20 protein-coding genes and 1 pseudogene are annotated in these 22,155 nt (G+C 35.2%); 8 read left to right on the top strand and 13 right to left on the bottom strand.

The features are described from left to right. The first annotated feature begins 9 nt into the window (after positions 1–9). The gene (locus tag ACFIMS_RS03685; RefSeq protein WP_375612773.1) at positions 10–873 is read left to right on the top strand and encodes an endonuclease/exonuclease/phosphatase family protein; all 864 of its coding nucleotides are present in this window, start codon (positions 10–12) and stop codon (positions 871–873) included. A gap of 5 nt (positions 874–878) precedes the next feature. Here the strand turns inward: ACFIMS_RS03685 and polA are convergent, their stop codons facing one another. The 6 genes and pseudogenes from polA to ACFIMS_RS03655 all read right to left on the bottom strand — a co-directional run bounded on the left by polA (position 879) and on the right by ACFIMS_RS03655 (position 7,700). Further along, on the bottom strand, positions 879–3,806 hold the full coding sequence (gene polA, locus ACFIMS_RS03680) for a DNA polymerase I (RefSeq protein ID WP_375638144.1): 2,928 nt from the start codon (positions 3,804–3,806) through the stop codon (positions 879–881). Between the two features lie 299 nt (positions 3,807–4,105). Further along, positions 4,106–4,813, bottom strand: a complete 708-nt coding sequence (gene dnaQ, locus ACFIMS_RS03675; RefSeq protein ID WP_375629128.1) for a DNA polymerase III subunit epsilon — start codon at positions 4,811–4,813, stop codon at positions 4,106–4,108. Positions 4,814–4,817: 4 nt separating this feature from the next. Beyond that, positions 4,818–5,405 carry a dephospho-CoA kinase gene (gene coaE / locus ACFIMS_RS03670; RefSeq protein ID WP_375696396.1) on the bottom strand — a complete coding sequence of 196 codons (588 nt, stop codon included), beginning with the start codon at positions 5,403–5,405 and terminating at the stop codon, positions 4,818–4,820. Then, entirely contained in the window at positions 5,402–6,274 is an 873-nt protein-coding gene (locus ACFIMS_RS03665) for a shikimate dehydrogenase (RefSeq protein ID WP_375629126.1), read from the bottom strand. Before ACFIMS_RS03665 ends, coaE begins: the two co-directional genes overlap by 4 nt. Beyond that, positions 6,267–6,863 (bottom strand): Maf family nucleotide pyrophosphatase, encoded by a 597-nt coding sequence (locus tag ACFIMS_RS03660; RefSeq protein WP_375611343.1) that lies wholly within the window; start codon positions 6,861–6,863, stop codon positions 6,267–6,269. The genes ACFIMS_RS03665 and ACFIMS_RS03660 overlap by 8 nt, the downstream gene beginning before the upstream one ends. Next, positions 6,860–7,700: pseudogene (locus ACFIMS_RS03655) on the bottom strand (pyruvate, water dikinase regulatory protein). The gene ACFIMS_RS03660 and the pseudogene ACFIMS_RS03655 overlap by 4 nt, the downstream one beginning before the upstream one ends. A gap of 552 nt (positions 7,701–8,252) precedes the next feature. Between ACFIMS_RS03655 and rho the strand changes: the two are divergent. From rho to ACFIMS_RS03625, 6 genes are all read left to right on the top strand, one after another. After that, the gene (gene rho / locus ACFIMS_RS03650) at positions 8,253–9,518 is read left to right on the top strand and encodes a transcription termination factor Rho (protein WP_015857121.1); all 1,266 of its coding nucleotides are present in this window, start codon (positions 8,253–8,255) and stop codon (positions 9,516–9,518) included. Between the two features lie 31 nt (positions 9,519–9,549). Further along, positions 9,550–10,857 carry a tRNA uridine-5-carboxymethylaminomethyl(34) synthesis GTPase MnmE gene (mnmE, locus tag ACFIMS_RS03645; RefSeq protein WP_375671707.1) on the top strand — a complete coding sequence of 436 codons (1,308 nt, stop codon included), beginning with the start codon at positions 9,550–9,552 and terminating at the stop codon, positions 10,855–10,857. A gap of 106 nt (positions 10,858–10,963) precedes the next feature. Further along, the gene (gene mnmG, locus ACFIMS_RS03640; RefSeq protein WP_375639846.1) at positions 10,964–12,832 is read left to right on the top strand and encodes a tRNA uridine-5-carboxymethylaminomethyl(34) synthesis enzyme MnmG; all 1,869 of its coding nucleotides are present in this window, start codon (positions 10,964–10,966) and stop codon (positions 12,830–12,832) included. Next, positions 12,832–13,479: a 16S rRNA (guanine(527)-N(7))-methyltransferase RsmG gene (rsmG, locus tag ACFIMS_RS03635; protein WP_375611339.1), complete on the top strand. Its 648-nt coding sequence runs from the start codon at positions 12,832–12,834 to the stop codon at positions 13,477–13,479. Before mnmG ends, rsmG begins: the two co-directional genes overlap by 1 nt. Positions 13,480–13,485: 6 nt before the next feature. Next, positions 13,486–14,283 (top strand): ParA family protein, encoded by a 798-nt coding sequence (locus ACFIMS_RS03630; RefSeq protein WP_273790170.1) that lies wholly within the window; start codon positions 13,486–13,488, stop codon positions 14,281–14,283. Between the two features lie 41 nt (positions 14,284–14,324). Then, positions 14,325–15,221: a ParB/RepB/Spo0J family partition protein gene (locus ACFIMS_RS03625; RefSeq protein ID WP_375612765.1), complete on the top strand. Its 897-nt coding sequence runs from the start codon at positions 14,325–14,327 to the stop codon at positions 15,219–15,221. 23 nt (positions 15,222–15,244) lie between these two features. On the opposite strand, the gene ACFIMS_RS03620 is transcribed toward ACFIMS_RS03625, so the two are convergent. The 7 genes from ACFIMS_RS03620 to dapF form a co-directional block, all read right to left on the bottom strand. After that, positions 15,245–15,712, bottom strand: a complete 468-nt coding sequence (locus ACFIMS_RS03620) for a hypothetical protein (protein WP_375611337.1) — start codon at positions 15,710–15,712, stop codon at positions 15,245–15,247. Between the two features lie 196 nt (positions 15,713–15,908). Beyond that, the gene (locus ACFIMS_RS03615; RefSeq protein ID WP_375638140.1) at positions 15,909–16,406 is read right to left on the bottom strand and encodes a hypothetical protein; all 498 of its coding nucleotides are present in this window, start codon (positions 16,404–16,406) and stop codon (positions 15,909–15,911) included. A gap of 2 nt (positions 16,407–16,408) precedes the next feature. After that, complete coding sequence (gene gloB / locus ACFIMS_RS03610) at positions 16,409–17,170, bottom strand: hydroxyacylglutathione hydrolase (protein WP_375628534.1); 762 nt, start codon at positions 17,168–17,170, stop codon at positions 16,409–16,411. A gap of 62 nt (positions 17,171–17,232) precedes the next feature. Next, the gene (locus ACFIMS_RS03605; RefSeq protein ID WP_375620900.1) at positions 17,233–17,919 is read right to left on the bottom strand and encodes a septation protein A; all 687 of its coding nucleotides are present in this window, start codon (positions 17,917–17,919) and stop codon (positions 17,233–17,235) included. Continuing rightward, positions 17,916–19,169, bottom strand: coding sequence for a signal recognition particle-docking protein FtsY (gene ftsY / locus ACFIMS_RS03600; RefSeq protein WP_375671704.1), 1,254 nt, complete (start codon positions 19,167–19,169; stop codon positions 17,916–17,918). Before ftsY ends, ACFIMS_RS03605 begins: the two co-directional genes overlap by 4 nt. 14 nt (positions 19,170–19,183) lie before the next feature. Then, positions 19,184–20,467, bottom strand: a complete 1,284-nt coding sequence (mtaB, locus tag ACFIMS_RS03595) for a tRNA (N(6)-L-threonylcarbamoyladenosine(37)-C(2))-methylthiotransferase MtaB (protein ID WP_375612759.1) — start codon at positions 20,465–20,467, stop codon at positions 19,184–19,186. Next, positions 20,467–21,318, bottom strand: a complete 852-nt coding sequence (dapF, locus tag ACFIMS_RS03590) for a diaminopimelate epimerase (protein ID WP_375628539.1) — start codon at positions 21,316–21,318, stop codon at positions 20,467–20,469. The genes mtaB and dapF overlap by 1 nt, the downstream gene beginning before the upstream one ends. A gap of 225 nt (positions 21,319–21,543) precedes the next feature. Here dapF and ACFIMS_RS03585 point away from each other — a divergent pair, with 225 nt between their 5' ends. Beyond that, the gene (locus ACFIMS_RS03585) at positions 21,544–22,089 is read left to right on the top strand and encodes an AprI/Inh family metalloprotease inhibitor (protein WP_375620904.1); all 546 of its coding nucleotides are present in this window, start codon (positions 21,544–21,546) and stop codon (positions 22,087–22,089) included. The last annotated feature ends 66 nt before the right edge of the window (positions 22,090–22,155 follow it).

Genomic DNA, 22,155 nt, shown 5'->3' with positions numbered 1-22,155 from the left:
TTTCGCAAAATGACAAAAATCCCTTATAAGCAAAAATTCCCTTGGTTTACCGGTTTTATCCAACAAAAACTCCATAGCTCCTTTTTAAATACAATTCACAGCCGCTCTCATCATCAATCAAACATCGTCAATCAAAATAGTAATTATGATCTGACCGTTGCTTCCTATAATGTGCATAAATGTGTAGGTGTTGATAAAGTTTTTAATCCTACAAGAATTGTCCGTGTTATTACTGAATTACAAGTTGATATCCTTGCTCTTCAAGAAGCAGATAAACGTTTTGGGGAACGCATCGGTTTGATTAATCTTCAGCTATTAAAAGCTGAAACCGGTTTGATTCCTGTACCTCTTAATACTATGTCACCTCATGGCCATGGTTGGCATGGGAATGCTCTTTTTTTGCGAAAGGGATATGTACGTGATACTTTACAAGTCACTCTTCCTAGTATTGAACCACGTGGGGCTGTAATTGTAGAGTTGGAAATGGCAGCAGGCCCTATTCGTATTATTGCGGCTCATTTTGGCTTATTACGTTACTCTCGTAAACAACAAACAAAAATGCTCCTTGAAATTTTCCAAAAACGCCCCCTTATGCCTACACTCCTCATAGGAGATTTTAATGAATGGCGAATGGGAAAAGGCTCATCTTTAAATCATTTTTCTCCCTATTTTGATAGCACTTTTGAAGTTGTACCAAGCTTTCCCTCTCGTTTTCCTTTGTTAGCCCTTGATAGAGTTTTTTCTTTTCCCCACCAATTGGTAACAAGTATTGAAAATCATTATTCACCACTTGCACGCATTGCTTCAGATCATTTGCCTATCAAAGCCTATCTTAATCTTTCCAACGCAATCAATATTCTTAAAAATAAATAAAAAAATTAATGTGCCTCATCCCAATTTTGAGCCGTCATAACTTTTACTTCAAGCGGTACAGATAAAGATAGAACCGGTATTGTAGCATTTTCCATAACATTTTTAACAACAGTCATGGTTTTTTTACTTTCTTCTTCTGGTACTTCAAAAATCAGTTCATCATGAACTTGCAGCAACATTTTTGCTGATAGTTTTTCTGCTTTTAAAGCATCTTCCATATGTATCATAGCGCGGCGAATAATATCGGCCGCAGAACCTTGAATTGGAGCATTGATAGCTGCCCGCTCATTAAGAGAACGAATTTTTACATTCTTTGCTTTTATTTCTGGATAATGGATACGACGTCCAAAAATTGTTTCTACATAACCATTTTCACGTGCAAAGATTTTGGTCTTCTCCATATAATCTTTAATTCCTGGAAATCTTTCAAAATACAGTTGAATATAACGACCCGCTTCTTGGCGTGAAATTCCCAATTGATTGGCTAATCCAAAAGCTGAAATACCATAAATAATACCAAAATTAATCGCTTTTGCACGCCGTCGTATATCTGAATGCATTCCTTCTATCGCAACACCAAACATTTGTGATGCCGTTATAGCGTGAATATCATGCCCTTTAGCAAAAGCTTCTTTTAATGCTTTTATATCCGCAATATGTGCAAGAATGCGCAACTCAATCTGACTATAATCAGCAGAAAGTAACACATGTCCTTTGGGAGCAATAAAAGCTGTTCGAATTTTACGTCCTTCAGCAGTTCGCACTGGAATATTTTGCAAATTTGGCTCTGATGATGATAACCGACCAGTTGATGTTATTGCCAAAGAATAATTCGTGTGAACTCGCCCTGTTTTTGAAAAAATATAAGAAGGCAAGGCATCTGTATAGGTAGATTTTAGCTTTGAAAGTTGACGCCACTCAATAATTTTACGCGGTAAAATATGACCTTCAGCAGCCAACTCTTCTAAGGTCTGTGCAGAAGTTGACCATTGTCCACCCTTTGTTTTAGCGCCTCCAGGCAATCCCATTTTGCCAAAAAGGATATCCCCTAATTGCTTTGGCGAAGCAAGATTAAACTTTTCATCAGCTTGTTTGTAAATTTCCTCTTCTAGAATCAAAGCAGCTTGTGCCAACTCTCCTGAAAGACGCAATAAAATCTGCCGATCAATAAGAATCCCCCGTTCTTCCATTCTTGCAAGAACTTCTACAAGAGGTCTATCAAGACGCTCATAAATTTTTGTCATTCCACGAGCAACAAGTTGCGGTTTCAATACTTGCCAAAGACGTAGCTTTATATCAGCATCTTCCGCCGCATAAAGGGTTGCTTGTTTTAAATCTACTTGTGCAAAAGAAGTAATTTTTTTCCCGTTATGCGTTAAATCTTTATAGGCAATTGGTTTATGCTCAAGCCAACGTTCAGACAAATCATCCATATTATGGGTTAACATTCCAGCATCAAAAGCATATGATAAAAGCATGGTGTCGTCAAAAGAGCTTATCATAATGTCGTATTGCTTCATCACCAACCAATCATATTTTATATTATGACCAATTTTTAACACCGCTGAATCTTCTAATATCGGTTTTAAAAGTGCTAAAGCTTTTCGAGCCCCAATCTGTGAAGCAATGCGCCCGCCCCTCAAAAGGTCCTCTTCTCCTTCATCAAAATGTTCAAGAGGTATATAAGCTGCTTTTTCCGGCTGTAATGCGAGTGAAAAACCAACAAGCTTTGCTTGCATCGGATCAAGAGATGTTGTTTTAGTATCAAAAGCGAAAAAACCCTGCTCTTGTGCTTGTGATAACCAGTCTTTTAAAATTTCCTCATCAAGAATTGTTGTATAAGCATCTCTTGTAATTTTTTGAGTCAGCGCTTGATCTTTACGTTCTTGTGCAAAAACTTGTGGAGAATTTTCAGAAAAATTATGAAGGGATGCGCGCTCAGTATTCTTGATATCAGAATCATGCCTGATATCAGAATCATTCCTGGGGCTTAGTTTTTCCCATTCAACATTTATATCAAGTGCGTCAATAACAGCTGCATCGCATGTTGTTGCCTCTGCCACGCGACGCGTTAATGTTGAAAACTCCATCGCTTTCAAAAAAGCAATTAAACGTGGACCATCTTGTGGCTCCAAAATAAAATCATCTAAATCATTATCTATAGGAACATCTGTTTTAAGCCTGACAAGTTCACGAGATATTTTAACTTGTTCTCTATAAGCTTGAATGTTTTCACGTCGTTTTGTTTGTTTAATTTCTGTTACGTTTTGCAATAGAAGATCAAGAGAACCAAATTCATTTAACAACTGAGCTGCAGTTTTTGGACCAATGCCTGGAATACCCGGTACATTATCCGTTGAATCTCCAATTAATGCTTGTAAATCAATCATTTTTTCAGGCGCAACACCCCATTTTTCTATAACTTCTGAGATACCTATATGCTTATCTTTCATTCCATCATACAAAGATACATGCGTATTTACGAGTTGCATAAGATCCTTATCGGAAGAAATAATGGTTGTTTTTGCCCCAACCTTTGTTGCCAACTTTGCATAGGTAGCAATTAAATCATCCGCTTCAAAGCCTTCCTTTTCAATACAAGGCAAATTAAAAGCCTTCGTTGCTTGGCGTATTAGCGCGAATTGAGGAATTAGATCTTCAGGAGGTTCAACGCGATTCGCTTTATATTCAGGATAAATTTGTTTACGAAAAGTATCAGATGAATAATCAAAAATAACAGCAAAATGTGTTGGAACAACACCCGTAGCTGTATTACGAGCATCACAAAGTAATTTCCATAACATATTGCAAAAACCAGCTACTGCTCCTACAGGAAGTCCATCCTTTTTACGTTTTAAAGGCGGCAAAGCATAATAAGCACGAAAAATATAGCCTGATCCGTCAACCAAAAAAAGATGATCTGTTGCTTTCATGACATTTTTTCTCCATTTCAGCTAAAAAAACAAATTACCCTTATATATTTTTTCACTTTGCCTCTAAAAAGCCATTTTTTCTCTTCATAAGACGTGAAGTCGTTGCACTTTATATTAAGTACCTAGAGCTTTTCTTTGCTGTTACAGGATTAATAGCTTTCATTTTGCTCCTCCTATGATAGCTGAGGTACGATGTAGCGACAGGGTCGTTGTGGTGTTCCCCTCCCCACAACGACCGTTTTTTTTTGACATCGATATTCTTTAATTTCAATCGTGACTCTTTTAGATAAAAGATGATGTTATTCATGAATTTTGAAGTTATTCCACAGAGCTTTTTCACCCATTTTGTAGATAAAATCAGCGTGTAACTTTTTTTCTTGCATACTCAATCTCGAAGGTAAAGCCTGCGGGCGAATTTTAACGGCATAAGATGTATCTTTATCGTTCTGGATATGTTCATCAATACCCCTTCTGTTATCAAAACCCAATACACCTTGCTTTCCACCGATGAGCTCAATATAAACATCGGCTAGAATCTCTGCATCAAGCAAAGCACCATGAAGAACACGATGGCTGTTATCAATTCCAAAACGTTTGCATAAAATATCAAGAGAATTAGGACCCATAGGAAATTTACGCCGCGCCATAGCCAATGTATCAAGAATATTATCAACACTGATAAGCGGTTTGTTGACGCGTTTTAATTCTGCATTAATAAAACCAATATCAAAACTCGCATTATGCGCAATCATTGTCGCGTCTTTGATAAATTCCAAAAATTCATCAACAATATCACTAAAACTTTTCTCGTTTTTCAAGCGTTCATTGGTTAATCCGTGAATTGCTACAACTTCATCAGGAATAATAACGCCTTCAGGGTTTAAATAAACATGAAATTGGCGTCCTGTGAGATAACGATCAACCATTTCTACACAACCAATTTCGATTATGCGATCTTTCTCTTTATCTAAACCTGTTGTTTCTGTATCAAAAATAATTTCACGCATAATTTTAATTCTTTAGCAATTTTTTTATCACATCAAAAACCTGTTGACGTGTATTCTCTAAATCTTTCCCTGTATCAATAATAAAATCAGCGCGTTCTCGTTTTTTTTCATCTGGCATTTGTTGAGCGTTGATAAAGGCAAATTTTTTCTCATTCATACCTTGGCGAATCATTACACGTTCTTTTTGTATTTCTGGTGGAGCAGAAACAACAATAACGCTATCCACACGACTTTCACCATTTTTTTCAAACAGAAGTGGAATATCAAGAATAACTAATTTTTTCCCTTGTTCACGCGCTATATCAATAAATTCCCTTTCTTTTTCTTGCACCAAAGGATGAATTATTTTTTCTAATGTTTGTAATTTTTCTTTATCATCAATCAAAATTTCAGAAAGTTTCAAACGGTTAACTTCTGCGTTTTCAACCACACCAGGAAAAATACGCTCTATGAATGACAAAGCTGGCTCACTTTTATAAAGCTGTTGTACTGCTTCATCAGCACTAAAAACAGAAATACCCGCTTGCTTGAAAAAATCAGCAACTGTTGATTTTCCCATAGCAATTGATCCCGTTAATCCTATGATCTTCATTCTCTTTTTTCACTCATATCCTCTAAAATAGCTGTCCGTAACGCTTTTGTTACCTGTGGTCTTATTCCGAACCACTGTTCAAACCCTATAACAGCCTGATGTAGAAGCATCCCAAGTCCATCAACCGTCTTGAGATCACAAGCCTTTGCCTGTTGTAAAAAAGGAGTTATCAATGGTGTATAAATAATATCTGTTACTAATGCCGTTTTTTTTGCTTTATGAAAATCGCAAAAAAAAGAATCACTTTTTTCTTCTGGACTTTTTATGCCAATAGAGGTTGTATTAACAATCAAATCAGCTTGATGAAGTATTTCATGGATTTTATGCCAATCGTAAACTTTAATGATTTTTCCAAAATGCTGAGCTAAATTATCAGCACGTTGTTTTGTACGGTTAATTAAATAAATCTGTTCAAATCCGCGTCTTTTTAAGGCATATATGATAGCGCGTGCGGCACCACCTGCTCCAAAAACAAGAGCTGTTTCCCCTCCCCAATCAGATACAAAATCATCAAGATTAGCGCTAAAACCATAGGCATCACTATTCGTGGCACAAAGCTTATCTCCTTCATACCAAAGTGTATTAACAGCACCAATCATTGTTGCTCTCTCATCTTTATAATCTGCTAAACGAAAAGCTTCCTGTTTATAAGGCAAAGTAACATTTCCTCCACAAAAGCCTATTTTTTGTAAAGACGCAATAAAATGACTGAACTCTTCAGATGTTACTTCTTGTGCAAGATATTCTCCTTGTAAACCATATTGTTTAAGCCAAAAATTGTGAATTCTTGGCGATTTTGAATGATGAATTGGAGAACCAACAACAAAAGCACGCGGATAATTTGTTTTTTTTATTGTTAAGTCAACCATCAATAATTCCTAAGTGGCGCAGTTTTATGAGTAGAGGCAGCAAAGGTAAACCAACAATGGTAAAAAAATCTCCTTCAATTTTTTCAAAGAGATGAATTCCTTCTCCTTCAATTTGATATACTCCCACGCTGTTTAAAACATCTTTTCCTACGCGTGCTAAATAACGTTCAATAAATTCTGATGAGAGTAAACGGACGGACATATGTGCACTAAAAGCTTCAACCCAAATTTTTTGACCATTTTTAAATAAAGCTACCGCACTATGAAGAGAATGGGTTTTTCCTGATAATTCACATAAACGTTGATGTGCTTCTTTAATATTTGTTGCTTTGTGAAAAACTTGACCTTCAAAATCAAGAACTTGATCACAACCAATAACGAAAGCATCAGGAAAACGGTCTGAAACATTTTTTGCTTTTGCGCTCGCAAGAAAACAGCTGAGTTCTTTAGGTGTTTTTTCTTTTGCTTTTTTTTCTACTTCTCTTTCATCAAAAGAAGCTCCTTCAATGGAAAAATTTAAGCCTGCTTTTTTTAATAATTTTGCACGATAAAAACTAAGAGATGCTAATATTAAAGTATCTGCGTTCATGAGAATTTTCTCTCATTTTCTTCACGAAATCGTGATAACAGTTCAAATATTGCAGCAGCAGTTTCTTCAATAGAACGTCTTGTGACATCAATAATAGGCCAACCAAAACGTTCGCAAATGCGTTTTGCATGGATTAATTCTTCAGCTATGTTGATACGATTAGTATAATTATCAAGAGCAAAACCTTCTCCTAAATCTCTATTTTGACGAATATGTGAGATTCTTTCAGCTGAAGCAATTAAACCAATAATTAAAGAATTTTTTACCTCTAAAAGAGATTCTGGCAAATCAATTCCTGGAATAAGAGGAACATTAGCCGTTTTGATTCCGCGATTTGCTAAATAGATGCTTGTTGGTGTTTTAGAGGTTCTTGAAATTCCCACAAGGATCACATCTGCTTCGGATAAGCTACTGGAAGACTGTCCATCATCATGCTCTATTGTAAAATCCAGTGCCTCAATACGGCGAAAATAATCTGCATTAAGATCATGTTGTGCGCTCGCACGTAAATGTGTTGGCATTCCAAGGTAAGACTGAAAAGCATTTAAAACAGGATGCAATATATCAATACAGGGAACTTCTATTTTTTTGCATTTTTTTTTGAAGGAGTAGTTTAAGTTCTTCATCAATCATTGTGTAAAGAACAATACCTGGCTCTTGTTGTATTTCATCAAGAGCTTTCTGTAACTGTATTCTATTACGAATCATAGGATAGATATGCTCTGTTGCCTGAATCATTGCATATTGCGATGCTACAGCTCTTCCAACAGAAATTAATGTTTCTCCTGTTGCATCAGAAAGCATGTGTAAATGAAAGAATTTTTTTTCTTTTGTCACAAAAATTTTAACTCCTTGTTAAGACATGTGTATATATCCTCACCGTTTTTTATAAAACTAAAATTTATGAAAAATTCTCCTTTTTTATGCACAAATTAAATGCTTGTGATAATTTAATCCCTCTTATAAAAAAAGAGGGGATAATATCTTTAAGATAGTGATATTTTTATTCTTTTTTCAGTTCCTTTTGTGGATAAAATTGAGGATAAATAATAATCCACACTAAACACAGTTATAAATAAGAATAATCCTTTCTTTAATATAAATTTATTAATATAAATTTCTGTAAAAAATACTTTTGAATAGCATTTCATTAATGCTATAATCCTAACTCACATTTTTGTTATTAAAATAATTAAATACTATTTGGATTTTATATTTTTTCAAGTTTTTCATATAATTACTTAATATTACAGGAACAAATTTCATATAAATGGTACTTGCAGATTAAAAAAATTGAGTGTAGGATATTTTTTCTTAATAATATTTCACTCATAAATTTCCATAAATTATTTAGAACAATCTTCTCCTTAATTACAAAGAGCATATTTCATGCAAAAAATGAAACTACAAGAACTTAAAAGCAAAAATCCCGTTGAGCTTGTTTCTTTTGCTGAAACATTAGAAGTTGAAAATGCCTCCCTTATGCGCAAACAAGAATTAATGTTTGCTATCTTGAAAAAACTTGCTCTACAAGACGTTGAAATTATAGGAGAAGGTGTTGTTGAAGTTTTACAAGACGGATTTGGATTTTTGAGATCTGCTGATGCTAATTATCTTCCTGGTCCTGATGATATTTATCTTTCACCTGCACAAATACAGTCGTTTTCTTTAAAAACAGGCGATACAATTGAAGGTCCCATACGCAGTCCAAAAGAGGGAGAACGTTATTTTGCTCTCCTTAAAATTAATACAATTAATTTCGAAAAACCTGAAAAGATTCGTTATAAAATCCACTTTGATAATCTTACTCCTCTTTATTCAAATGAACGTTTCCAAATGGAAATACAAGATCCTACAGAGAAAGATATGTCATCACGCGTGATTGATTTGATATCTCCATTGGGAAAAGGACAAAGAGGGTTAATTGTAGCTCCTCCTCGGACGGGAAAAACAGTTTTACTTCAAAATATTGCTCATTCTATTACCACTAATCATCCTGAATGTTATCTCATTGTTCTTTTAATTGATGAACGACCAGAAGAAGTTACTGATATGCAGCGTTCAGTAAAAGGAGAAGTGGTTTCTTCTACTTTTGATGAACCTGCAATACGTCACGTACAAGTGGCAGAAATGGTTATTGAAAAAGCCAAACGTCTTGTTGAATATGGGCGTGATGTTGTTATTCTTCTCGATTCTATTACACGTCTTGGGCGTGCATATAATACAGTTGTTCCTTCTTCAGGTAAAGTTTTAACAGGTGGTGTGGATGCAAATGCCCTCCAGCGTCCAAAGCGTTTTTTTGGTGCAGCACGTAATATTGAAGAAGGCGGATCTTTAACCATTATTGCAACGGCTTTGATTGATACAGGAAGTCGTATGGATGAGGTTATTTTTGAAGAATTTAAAGGAACAGGTAATTCGGAAATTGTTCTTGATCGAAAAGTTGCTGATAAACGTATTTTCCCTGCTATGGATATTTTAAAGTCAGGAACGCGTAAGGAAGAACTTCTGGTAGAACGACAAGATTTACACAAAATTTTTGTTCTTCGTCGTATTTTAGCATCTATGAATGTAACAGATGCAATTGAATTTTTGATTGATAAATTAAAGCAAACAAAAAACAATAGTGAATTTTTTGATTCAATGAATACGTAGAGTCATTAAAGTTTTTATTAGGATAAAACCTGTGGATACAATCTTTGCTGTTTCGAGTGGATTGTTACCTTCAGGGGTTGCAGTCATTCGGCTTTCTGGTCCTCATGTTGTGGATATAGTTAAAACGCTTTGTGGTCGTTTACCTAAAGCACGTTTTATGCATTATGGAAATCTTACTGCTCGTGATGGTAGTTTTTTAGATTCTGGTTTAACTGTTTTTTTTCCTGCTCCTCATAGTTTTACGGGGGAAGATTGTGCAGAATTCCATTTACATGGAGGAAAAGCAGTCGTTAATCGTTTTCTCGATGAATTGTCGACATTTTCTGGATGCCGTATTGCAGAAGCAGGTGAATTTTCACGTCGTGCTTTTATGGAAGGAAAATTAGATCTTGTTCAAGCAGAAGGTCTTGCTGATTTAATAGAAGCAGAAACGGAAAGCCAACGGCGTTTAGCTGTTATGGGTACAAGTGGACATTTAACGACGCTTTATCGTGATTGGCGTCATAAGCTTATGAAGGCGCGTGCTTTTATTGAGGCAGAACTTGATTTTGTTGATGAAGCAGATATTCCCAACGCAATATCTGATAAAGTTTGGAAAGATGTTCAGGATCTTTGTACTTCTATTCGGGAATATATTACTGAAGGAGAACGTGCGAGTATTTTACGTGATGGATTAAAAATTGTTATTGCTGGTGCTCCAAATTCTGGAAAATCAAGCATTATGAATCGTCTTTCAGGAAGATCTGTTGCTATTGTAACGGAAGAAGCAGGAACAACCCGTGATGCTTTAGAAATGAGAATTATTCTTGGTGGTTTACCTGTTTTTTTAACCGATACTGCTGGTTTTAGAAAAACAGAAAATAAAATAGAACAGATGGGAATAGAAATTGCTAAACAGCATGTTAGGGAAGCTGATTTGGTTATTTTGGTTTATGATATAGGAAATCCTAAGCAAGTTGATTTACCAGAAACATCGGCTGAAATATGGTGTGTTGGCAATAAGCTTGATCTTTATGAAAAAAATGATCAGCGTTGGTCTATACAATTTTCCGCATTAACTGGTTTAAATTTTGATTATTTTATAAAAGAACTTGAATCATTTTGTCATTATCGTGCTTCTAAAATTGGAAATATTGTTCCAGCACGTAAAAGGCAACTTCAATTATTAAAGCAGGCTGTTAAAGAGATTGAATTTTCTCTTAATTATCATTCTCTTGATCTCAGTTTACGTGCAGAACATCTCCGTTGTGCAAGTGATTTTCTTGGGAAAATTACAGGAGATATTGATGTTGAAGATTTGCTTGATATTATTTTTTCAGAATTTTGTGTTGGTAAATAATGATTCACGTGAAACATTGATTATTTCATAGACAGATTATAAAGATTATGTAATTTATATCCTGTTTCACGTGAAACCTTAGAATATTTTCTACGGAATGAATTAAATGCAATCATATGATGTTGTTATTGTTGGTGGTGGTCATGCTGGCTGTGAAGCGGCTTCAGCTTCAGCACGTGTAGGAGCCAAAACAGCGCTTGTTACACATAAAATATCAGCACTGGGAACAATGTCGTGTAATCCTGCTATTGGTGGACTTGGAAAAGGGCATCTAGTTCGTGAAATAGATGCGTTAGATGGTCTTATGGGAAGAGCAGCAGATGCTGCTGGAATTCAGTTTAGACTACTTAATAGACGTAAAGGACCGGCAGTAAGAGGACCACGAACACAGGCAGATAGACAACTTTATAAAAAAGCAATTCAAAAATTATTAAAAGAACAAGAAAATCTTACTCTTATTGAGGATGAAGTTATTGATCTGGTTGTTAAAGATAATTGTGTATCAGGTGTTATTTTAAAAAAACAAGGAACAATTTTTTCTGGTGCTGTTGTTTTAACAACAGGTACGTTTTTAAATGGCTTTATTCATATTGGTAATAAAACATGGGCTGCTGGTCGTATGGGAGATCAGTCAAGTGTAAAACTTGCTGAACATTTGAAAAAATATCATATAAAACTTGGACGATTAAAAACAGGAACCCCTGCTCGTTTGAGTAAAAAAACAATTGCTTGGGAAGCTCTCCAAAAACAACAAGCAGATGAAAATCCCATACCCTTTTCTCTTTTAACAGAGAAAATTGAACAACCACAAATTGAATGTGCAATAACACGTACAAATGAGAAAACACATCAAATTATTCGCGAGAATATTTATCGCTCTGCTTTATATTCTGGAAATATTGAAGGGTTAGGACCACGTTATTGTCCTTCTGTTGAAGATAAAATTGTTAAATTTGGAGAACGTGATGGACATCAGATCTTTCTGGAACCAGAAGGATTAAATGATGATACTGTTTATCCAAATGGTCTTTCTACTTCTCTTCCTGAAGATGTACAAATTTCTCTATTGAAAACCATTGAAGGATTGGAAAATGCTATAGTTTTGCAACCTGGTTATGCTATTGAATATGATTTTGTTAATCCACAACAATTAACGAGAAACTTAGAATTACGTTCTTTACCGGGTTTGTTCTTAGCAGGCCAAATTAATGGTACAACAGGATATGAAGAAGCAGCAGCACAAGGACTTTTAGCTGGATTAAATGCTGCACGTAAAGTAGGTAAATTAGATGAAATACTTATAAGTCGTTCTACTGCTTATATTGGTGTTATGATTGATGATTTGGTTTCACGTGGTGTTTGTGAACCTTATAGGATGTTTACATCACGTGCTGAATTTCGTTTATCTTTACGATCTGATAATGCTGATACGCGTTTAACACCTTTGGCACAAAAATGGGGTATTGTGAGTAAAATACGTTGGGAATGTTATCAGAAAAAACAACAACGGCTTGATCAAGCACGATCAATATGTCAAAATCTTTTTTTAACACCCAATGAAGCTTCTGCTCATGGATTACATGTTAATCATGATGGAATTCGGCGTTCGGCTTATGATTTTCTTGCTTATCCTCATATGACCTTAGAGCGTCTTTCAGATTTTTGGCCACAATTAAAAACAATTGATTCTAAAACAGCAGAATCTTTAGAAATTGAAGCACAATATGCGGTTTATTTAGATAAACAAGCACAAGATATTGCCTCTCTTCAGAGAGATGAGCGTTTAGAAATTCCTTCTTCTCTCGATGTTCAGGCAATTTCAGGTCTTTCAAATGAACTTAAATCAAAAATTCAAGAAGTGTCGCCGCGTTCAATTGCTGATGCACAAAAAATTGATGGCATGACACCCGCCGCGTTATCGCTTATTATTACACATATTCAACGTCAACGACGTGAAAAGGCTAAAACAGCTTAATGAATTTTTCTACAGAAAAAAAATATCAACAATTATTAAATATTGTTCCTTCTGTTTCACGTGAAACGATGGAAAATTTAATTCAGTTTGAGTCTTTAATACTTCAGTGGAATGCACATATTAATTTGATATCTGCTACAACTATACCAGATCTATGGACACGACATATTCTAGATTCAGCACAAATTTTTCCTTTGTATGCTCATTCTTTACATTGGTGTGATTTAGGATCAGGAGGAGGTTTTCCTGCAATTGTGATTGCTATCTTTTTGAAAGAAAAAAAAGCAGGACATATTAATCTTGTTGAAAGTAATGGGAAAAAAGTTGCTTTTTTGCGAACAGTTATTGCTCAACTTAATCTTCCAGCAACGGTTTATCACGCTAGAATTGAAGATATATATCAAAAAATTCCCATATCTGATATTATAACAGCACGGGGATTAGCGCCGCTTGATACTCTTTTACAACTCATTTTTCCTTTATTAACAGAAAAAACAATAGCTCTTTTGCAAAAAGGTCGGGATTACGCTACAGAAATAAAAAATGCCTCTGCCAATTGGCACTTTGATCTGTTAAAACATAAAAGTAAAGTTGATGAAAATTCTGTTATTTTGGAAATTTCTCATATTCGATCATATAGAGGGTAGAGCAAAATGAGCGAAACACGAATTATCGCTATTGCAAACCAAAAGGGTGGAGTCGGAAAAACAACCACAGCAATTAATCTTGCTACAGCTTTAGCGGCTATTGGTGAAAATGTCCTTATTATGGATGTTGATCCACAAGGTAATGCTAGTACAGGTTTAGGGATTGATCGTAATAGCCGTCCTTTATCTTCTTATGATGTTTTGGTTTCGGGCGTTTCAATTACACAGGCGGCTTTAAAAACAGCCGTACCCAATCTTTATATAGTTCCCTCTACACTTGATCTCTTAGGTGTGGAAATGGAAATTTCTTCATCAAAAGATCGCATACAACGCTTACGTAAAGCTCTCTATGATGATCCGGAAATGGAAAAAAAATTCAATTATATTTTAATTGATTGTCCTCCCTCCCTTAATCTTTTAACACTTAATGCTATGGGGGCTGCGGATTCTGTTTTAGTGCCTATGCAGTGTGAATTTTTAGCACTTGAAGGTTTAAGTCAATTACTTGAAACAGTAAAACAAGTGCGATCCGTACTTAATCCATCTTTAGAGATCCAAGGTATTGTTCTAACAATGTATGATGGACGTAATAACCTTTCAAATCAAGTTGTTGAAGATGTACGTTCTTTTATGGGAGATAAAGTTTATCGTACTGTTATTCCACGAAATGTAAGAGTATCAGAAGCGCCTTCTTTTGGCAAACCTGTATTGCTTTATGATCTTAAATGTGCTGGGAGCCAAGCTTATTTGCGTCTAGCATCAGAAATGATTCAACGTGAAAAACAAGCACGTGCTGCTGCTTAAAAATGTAAAATTTTTTGTAAGAAAACTCAAAGAGCAAAATTATGAACGATGATCTATCAAAAAAAAGACTAGGACGTGGATTAGCGGCATTGATTGGAGATATCAATTTAAACAACAATATTGCACGTTCATCAAGCTTTGATAAATTAAATGAATCCGGTAGTCTTTCTGAGCGATTTATTTCTATTGAATCTATTTCATGTAATCCTCACAATCCTCGGCGTCATTTTACTGAAACAGAGCTTGATAATTTGACACAATCAATTCGTCAACACGGTGTGGTTCAACCGGTTATTGTGAGGCCTTTAAGAGATCATCCTCATCGGTTTGAATTGATTGCGGGTGAACGGCGCTGGCGTGCAGCACAACGTGCAAATTTAAGTCAATTACCCGTTATTATTCGTGATGTGGACGATAAAACGGCTTTGGAATTGGCAATTATTGAAAATGTTCAACGTGCAGATCTTAATCCTATCGAAGAAGCAAAGGGATATGAGATGCTTCTAAATGAACATGATTATACGCAAGTAGATTTAGCGCAAGTTATAGGAAAAAGTCGTAGTCATGTTGCAAATACGCTTCGTTTGTTAAAACTTCCAGAAAAAGTACAACAATTCTTAACTGATGGACAACTTTCTGCAGGTCATGCACGTTGTCTTATAACCGTTGATGATCCACAAAATTTAGCTGAGAAAATTATTCGTGAAGGGCTTTCAGTACGTCAAACAGAAATACTTGCATATGAGCAAGCTAATCCTAAAACTAAAAAGCGTACCAATACGGAGAAAGATGCTGAAACAAAATCTTTAGAAAAATTACTTGCAGATGTGATAGGAATGAAAGTTATTATTCGACATGGTAAAAAAGGTGGAGATTTAAAAATACATTACTCTTCATTAGAACAATTAGATGAAATTTGTCGGCGTTTACAAAGTTAATCAATTGTTCTAAAAAGATTTTTTTAACAGTTATCTTTTAAAATTTTTATTATTCTATACATATGCTCTTTAGCAAATTCTATATTTCTTGCAGGTAAAGAGTTTTTTTCATAAGTAGAATTTTCTTCATCAGTAAGTACATACAATGTCGCTTGAAGTGCTAGGTGAGCAACAACAAAATCTTTCGGTGTTATATTATTTTCTTTTAAAATATTTACAAGTTTTGGATTATTAAAAATATAGGAAGCGTATTTTTCAATATTATCATCATAAGTACTGAGATCACTTTTTGTATTTGTTTGTTCTGGTTCTGAAGATAAATTTCTACATTCTGCTTTGATTTTTTCCAGCTTTAAAAGAATATCTTCTGTTAAGGGATAATTTGCAATGAAAGGCGGTATAAAAGAAGGATCATCTATTTCTTGTTTTTTTTCTTGAGCGTATGATACAAAAGGAAAAATGAAGAAAAAACACAATAGAAGTTTAAACATGACGAAAAATTATCCTTTCTTTTTTGAATTTCAATAAATATTTTTCCGTCTGTTATTCTTTATTTTTAGAAAAACATTTGTAAATATAATCGAAATAAAAACAATTATTAGGAATGGTAAAAACACGGTGTTTTTTTAATGCACGTACTTTTTTATTAGATTAATGGGATAATATTTTTTAATGTCTCATAGCTGATTAGTTGCTCAAAATGAGTTTTTCACAGCTATTTAAAAGAATTGTTGCTTTGTAAAAATGTTTTTTAACAAATTCAAGATTGTTTAGAAATATAGTATTTTTCTCAGTAGAATATTCCTTTTCAGGTACAAATATGAGAAGCGCTGATATTTCTTTAAGTGCTGAGGTTCCCGCAGCAAAATCTTTCGGTGTTATATTATTTTCTTTTAAAATATTCACAAGTTTTGGTTTACTAGAAATATAGGTAGTGTAGTTTTCAATACTAGAGTGGATACTAGAATCATAAGTTATAAGATTATTTTTTGTTTCTGGAAGTAAGTTTTTACATTCTTTTTCAATTTTTTCCAGCTTTAAAAGAAAATCTTCTGTTAAGGGATAATTTGCAATGAGAGGTGCTATAAGAGAAGAATTATCTGTTTCCTTTTCCTCTGCCATTGTTTGTTGAATATGTATCACGAAAAGAAAAAGCAGGAACAAACGTAATACGAACTTACGCATGGTTAAAAATTGTCCTTTCTTCTTCGAACTTCAGCAAAAACTTCTTCATCTGTTTTTTCTTCCATTACAAGGTTCTTTCGCAATACACTATCATCCCAGCGGAGAAAGGGATTGGTGGCTTTTTCTTGCCCTAAGGTTACTGGTAAAGTCATAGCGTTTTTTGCACGTAGCAAAAAAACTTCCTCTATTCTTTGGTGGAGTTTTTTATTATGTGGGTCAATTGTTAGTGCGAAAAGAGCGTTATTTTTTGTATATTCGTGTCCACAATAGAGAAGTGTTTCATCAGGAAGTTTACGAAGTTTTTTTAAAGAATTCAGCATTTGTGCTGGTTTTCCTTCGAAAAGACGTCCACAGCCCAATGAAAAAAGTGTATCTCCAGCAAAGAGTAAATTCTTTTCAGGAAAATAGTAAGATAATGCGCCTAGAGTATGACCAGGTGTTGAAAGAGCTAAAAGAAGGAGTGAGCCAAAAGAAAAACTTTCATCAGGTTGAAGTGTTTTATCAAGATGATTGATCTTTTCTTTTTCTGCTTCTGGTCCGATAACCGTAGCGTTGTAAACTTGTTTTAATTCTGATAGGGCTTCTACATGGTCGTGATGATGATGAGTTACAAAAATAGTGTTAAGTGTCCAATTGTGGCGCTTTAAGGCATTGTGAATCGCTTTGCCTTCAGGAGCATCTATTGCAGCTGTCATACCACTTTTTTCATCATGAAGGAGTACACCGAAATTGTCTTCTCGACAAATAAACTGTTCAATCAACATATTTTTTCTCCCGAACAGTGTTTGGCGATGAATCTATAAAATAATCGGTAGTGATGATTTTTTTAAGAATCAGATTTGTCCTCTTCTGTAAAAAGTCCTTTTGAATGTTTTATAATTATAGGCATTTGGGTAAGCATGAAAAGGACTGTTATAGGCATGACGCCAAATACTTTGAAACTTGTCCAGAAATTATCGCTAAAATTACGCCAAATTATTTCATTCAAAATGGCAAGAAAAATGAAAAAAAACGCCCAACGATAGGTAAGTTTTTGCCAACCTAAATCATCAAGTTTTAAGGTAGAATCAAGAGCATAACGTAAAAGTGGTTTTTTAAAAAACATCCCTCCAAAAAGTATAAAAGCAAATAAGCTATTAATGATTGTTGGTTTCATTTTTATGAAAGTTTCATTATGAAGCCAGAGAGTTAGAAAGCCAAAAACTAAAACAAATATTCCTGAAATAAGAGGCATAATAGGAATTTGTCTTGCAAGGATCCATGATAAGCTTAGGGAAATAATAATAGCCACCATAAAAATAGCTGTTGCAGGGAAAATAGGCTTACTAAAATTTTGAAAAAATCCAATGTTTTTTATCAGCCATTCTCCCTTATAATTGGCAAAAAAGAAGGCAACCAATGGACCCATTTCCAAAAGAAACTTAAGTGTTGGTGAGAGAGAAATTTTTTTATTGTTATTCATCTTTTTTTCAGAATTATTGTGTAAATTAAGATTAGATAAAGGCTGTTTCATGCGTGTTTTCCTGCAATAGTTTCGGCAAAGTCAGAAGCAGAAAAGGGTTGAAGGTCTTCAATATCTTCTCCTATACCGATAAAATAAACGGGTAATTTATATTTTGCTGCGATAGCGACAAGAATTCCTCCTCGTGCAGTCCCATCTAGCTTTGTCATAACTAAACCATTAACACCAGCAATATCACTGAAAATGTCCACTTGGTTGAGTGCATTTTGTCCGGTTGTTGCATCAAGAGTTTGAAGGATTGTGTGGGGTGCTTGGGGGGTGTGTTTTTTTAAAACACGAATAATTTTTGCCAACTCATCCATTAATTCAGATTTATTTTGTAAACGCCCTGCTGTATCAATAATTAATACATCACTGTTTGTTTTTTTTGCTTTTTCATAAGCATCAAATGCTAAGCTAGCGGCATCTGCACCCAATTTTGTCGAAATAACAGGAGAATTGGTACGTTCACCCCAAATGTGTAGTTGCTCAATAGCAGCGGCTCGGAAAGTATCACCTGCTGCCAGCATAACTTTTAATCCCCCTTCTGTTAATTTGGCTGAAAGTTTTCCAATAGTTGTCGTTTTTCCAGTGCCATTTACACCTACCAGCAAAATAACATGAGGTTTATGGCTGAGATCAAGTTCTAATGGTATTGCAACAGGTTCCAGAACTTTTTTGACCTCATCAGCTACAATAGTATGAATATCATTTGGGGAGAGGTTTTTTCCGTAACGACTGGAAGCTAAAGTATTTGTGATGCGTGTTGCCGTCTCTACACCTATGTCAGCTTGGATAAGAATATCTTCGAGCTCTTGCAGTGTATCTTCATCAAGTTTTCTTTTAACAAAGAGATCGCCAATTGATCCGCTTAGGCGTTGTGAAGAAAGGGATAGGCCTTTTTTAAGGCGCCCAAACCACGCTGTCTTTTTTTGTTCAACAGAAGGTTCAGATAAAATTTCTTCATTCTTTTTTTCACGGATGTTGTCTGTGACAATAATTTTACCAGAAAAGGGAATTTTATCAGAATGGGATTCTAGAAATGGAGATTTTTCATCATATTTTGTAAGTATTGACTCTGGATTTTTTGTTTGTTCTTCTTTTTCTGTGTTTATAGAGATTTGATTATTTTTTGTCTTTTCATTTTTGTCTTTATTTTCTTCTATTATATCGCTTTTATCAGGAATAGAAATCTGTTGTTCAATTTCTTGCTCTTGAGATTTGTTAAAAGAGAATATTTTTTTTATAAAAGATTTAGTCATAAGAATTCTCCTGCTCAAGCAGCGTTTAATTTTGGAGGGACAGCAATCAATTTATCGCCATCATGATCAACGATAAGGGCTTGAACAATTGTTCCTGCTTTTGCACCTTTAACTTGTACAAGAGTATAATCTTCTGTTCGTCCGATTTCATCTTTTTCAACGAGAATTGTTTGTAGACTGTTTTGTAAATGAGCAAGATGCTTTTGGTAAGCCATATCACCTGCTTTACGCAATTTTTCAGCACGCAGCTTAACTATTTTACGGTTGATTTGTGGCATACGTGCGGCAGGTGTTCCTTCTCTTGGACTAAAGGGGAAGACATGGAGATGGGTTAAATTACAATCTTTGATTAAGGCAAGACTATTTTGAAACATCTCTTCTGTTTCTGTAGGAAAACCAGCAATTAAGTCGGCACCATAAACCATTGTAGAACGTTTGGCACGCAATTCTTGGCAAAATTGAATGGCATGTTCGCGCAGATGACGCCGTTTCATCCGTTTTAAAATCATATTATCACCTGCTTGCAAAGATAAATGCAAATGGGGCATGATTCTTGTTTCATAAGCTAAAAGATTTATGAGTTCTTCGTCTGCTTCAATAGAGTCAATAGATGAGAGGCGTAATCGGGCTAAGTCAGGGACATGATGCAAAATAGCTGAAGTTAATTTTCCTAGAGTAGCTTTTCCAGGAAGATCGTGGCCATAACTTGTAAGGTCAACACCTGTAAGGACCACTTCTTGGATACCCCCACCTATCAGCTTTTTAATTTGTTCTATGACAGCACCCATGGGAACTGAACGAGATGGTCCTCGTCCATAAGGAATAATGCAAAATGTACAGCGGTGATCGCATCCGTTTTGTACCTGTACAAAAGCGCGGGTGCGCTCTTGCATTGCACTGACCATATGTGGAGCAATTTTTTGTACTTCCATAATGTCATTGATATGCACCTTTTCAGAATGATTAATACCAAAATCAGGAAGTTGACGATAAGAATGAGCGTGAAGTTTATCTTCGTTTCCTAAAACAAGATCTACTTCTGTCATTGAGGCAAAATTTTGTGCTTCTGTTTGGGCTGCACACCCTGTTACAATGATACGCGCATGAGGATTTTCACGTCTTGCTTTGCGGATAGCTTGTTTTGCTTGTCGTACGGCTTCGGCAGTGACAGCACAGGTATTAAAGATAATAGCACCATCTTTAAGTTGATCTAGCCCTGAAGAAGTACTTTCTTTGCGAATGATTTCCGATTCGTAGCTATTAAGTCGACAACCAAAAGTTACAATTTCTATTGCCATCAGGAGTGATCCTTTTTGTAACACCCTGTTAAAGGGCTTAAAAAACCACTAAAGTGATATTTAATTGGTCCTGTCATGATAATATGATCGTCTTCTCGGTAAAAAATATTAAGTTTTCCCTTTGGTAAATTTACATCAACATGGCGCTCTGTAAGTCCACGACGATAAGCAGCCACTGCACTTGCACAAGCAGCACTCCCACATGCTTGTGTTAATCCTGCCCCTCGCTCCCATGTACGTAAATTTAGACTTTTCTTTGACGTTATGCAAGCAATGGAAATATTGCACCGTTCGGGAAACAGGGGATCATGTTCAAGTTTTGGCCCATATTTTTCTAATGGAATATGTTGAATATCATTTTCAACAAAAAAGATAGCATGGAGATTGCCAATGGATATGAGACAAGCGTCTTTTAGGGGACCAGCGATAATTTCTACGTGATTGGTATCAACTATTTCACGTGAAACAGGCATCTCTTTTGCATTGAAATTTGGGCATCCCATATCAACAGAAATGAGATTATCGGTTTGGTATTTTCCTTCAATAATTCCAGCGGGAGTTTCTAAATGAAATTTTTCACCAAAATTGTGATCTTTAAGCCATGCGATGACACAGCGGGTACCATTGCCACAAGCTTTAGCCATTGATCCGTCGGCATTCCATATTTCTATGCGGAAGTCGGTTTTTTTCTGGGTTGGTGTGTGGATAGCCATGATTTGATCAAAATGCATTTCAGGATCTGCCGACAAAGCAAGGATTGCTTGTGGTGTAAGAGCGTATGTGCTTTCACGCATATCAACAACAATAATTTGATTTCCAAGACCGTCCATTTTGCTAAATGGCGTTTTCATGAAACTTCTCTATTTCTAATGATTACTTATAAAAAGATATATGACTGAAAATATTATAAATTTCTAGTGTTTAATAAATATAAAATTGGGCACATAAATTATTTCTTTTAAAATAAGTGATTTTAACCTGTTTTTTTTAATTTGTTAATTTATCTTTGTAACTATAACAAATATTCGCTTAATTTTTTTGTGAACTTATTTATTGTCGTGGGAGAGAGTACAGACATGGCGTTTTCAAAAGTTTCGTTTTTCGTTGCACTATCAACTGTAATGTTTTTAGGGGGATGTTCAACAACACGGTTTGATGGTAATGACGATGGTAACGCATTAGAAGTTTTTTATCCATCTCAACAAATGACAATATTAGAAGCGTCTGATCTGTCGTCTACTTCTTCGTCGATATCTGAAGATGCAAACGCTCCGATGTATGAAAAAGGAGATTCTCAGAGCGATGGACGAATGGCTAGTCTCGAATTGCCAAGTAATGCTACTGATTTATTTCCTGCAAGTGTTGCTGGGGTGTGGAATCTTTCTATGGGAGGAAAAGTTTGCCGGATTGCAACTCCACAAACAAAGTTTGGACAAGGGTACCGTGCTGGTCCTTTACACTGTCCAGGAATTGCTTCCCAAGTGAGATCGTGGGCTGTTAAAGGAAAAAGATTATATTTTTATAATAACTCTGGACGTGTTATCCTCGTTCTTTATTCTTCAAATGTTGATCGTTTTGAGGGACGTACACTTGATGATCATCCCGTTATTTTAAGTCGTTAAATTATTTTTGATCTTTTATGACAAACTAAACTAGACGGACAGATTCTTGAAAAGTATTTGTATTTT

The sequence above is a fragment of the Bartonella sp. AP331QHHD genome (assembly GCF_042195905.1).
Lineage (GTDB): Bacteria > Pseudomonadota > Alphaproteobacteria > Rhizobiales > Rhizobiaceae > Bartonella.
The sequence above is the reverse complement of the archived record's forward strand: the minus strand, read 5'-3'. Positions and strand labels throughout refer to the sequence as shown.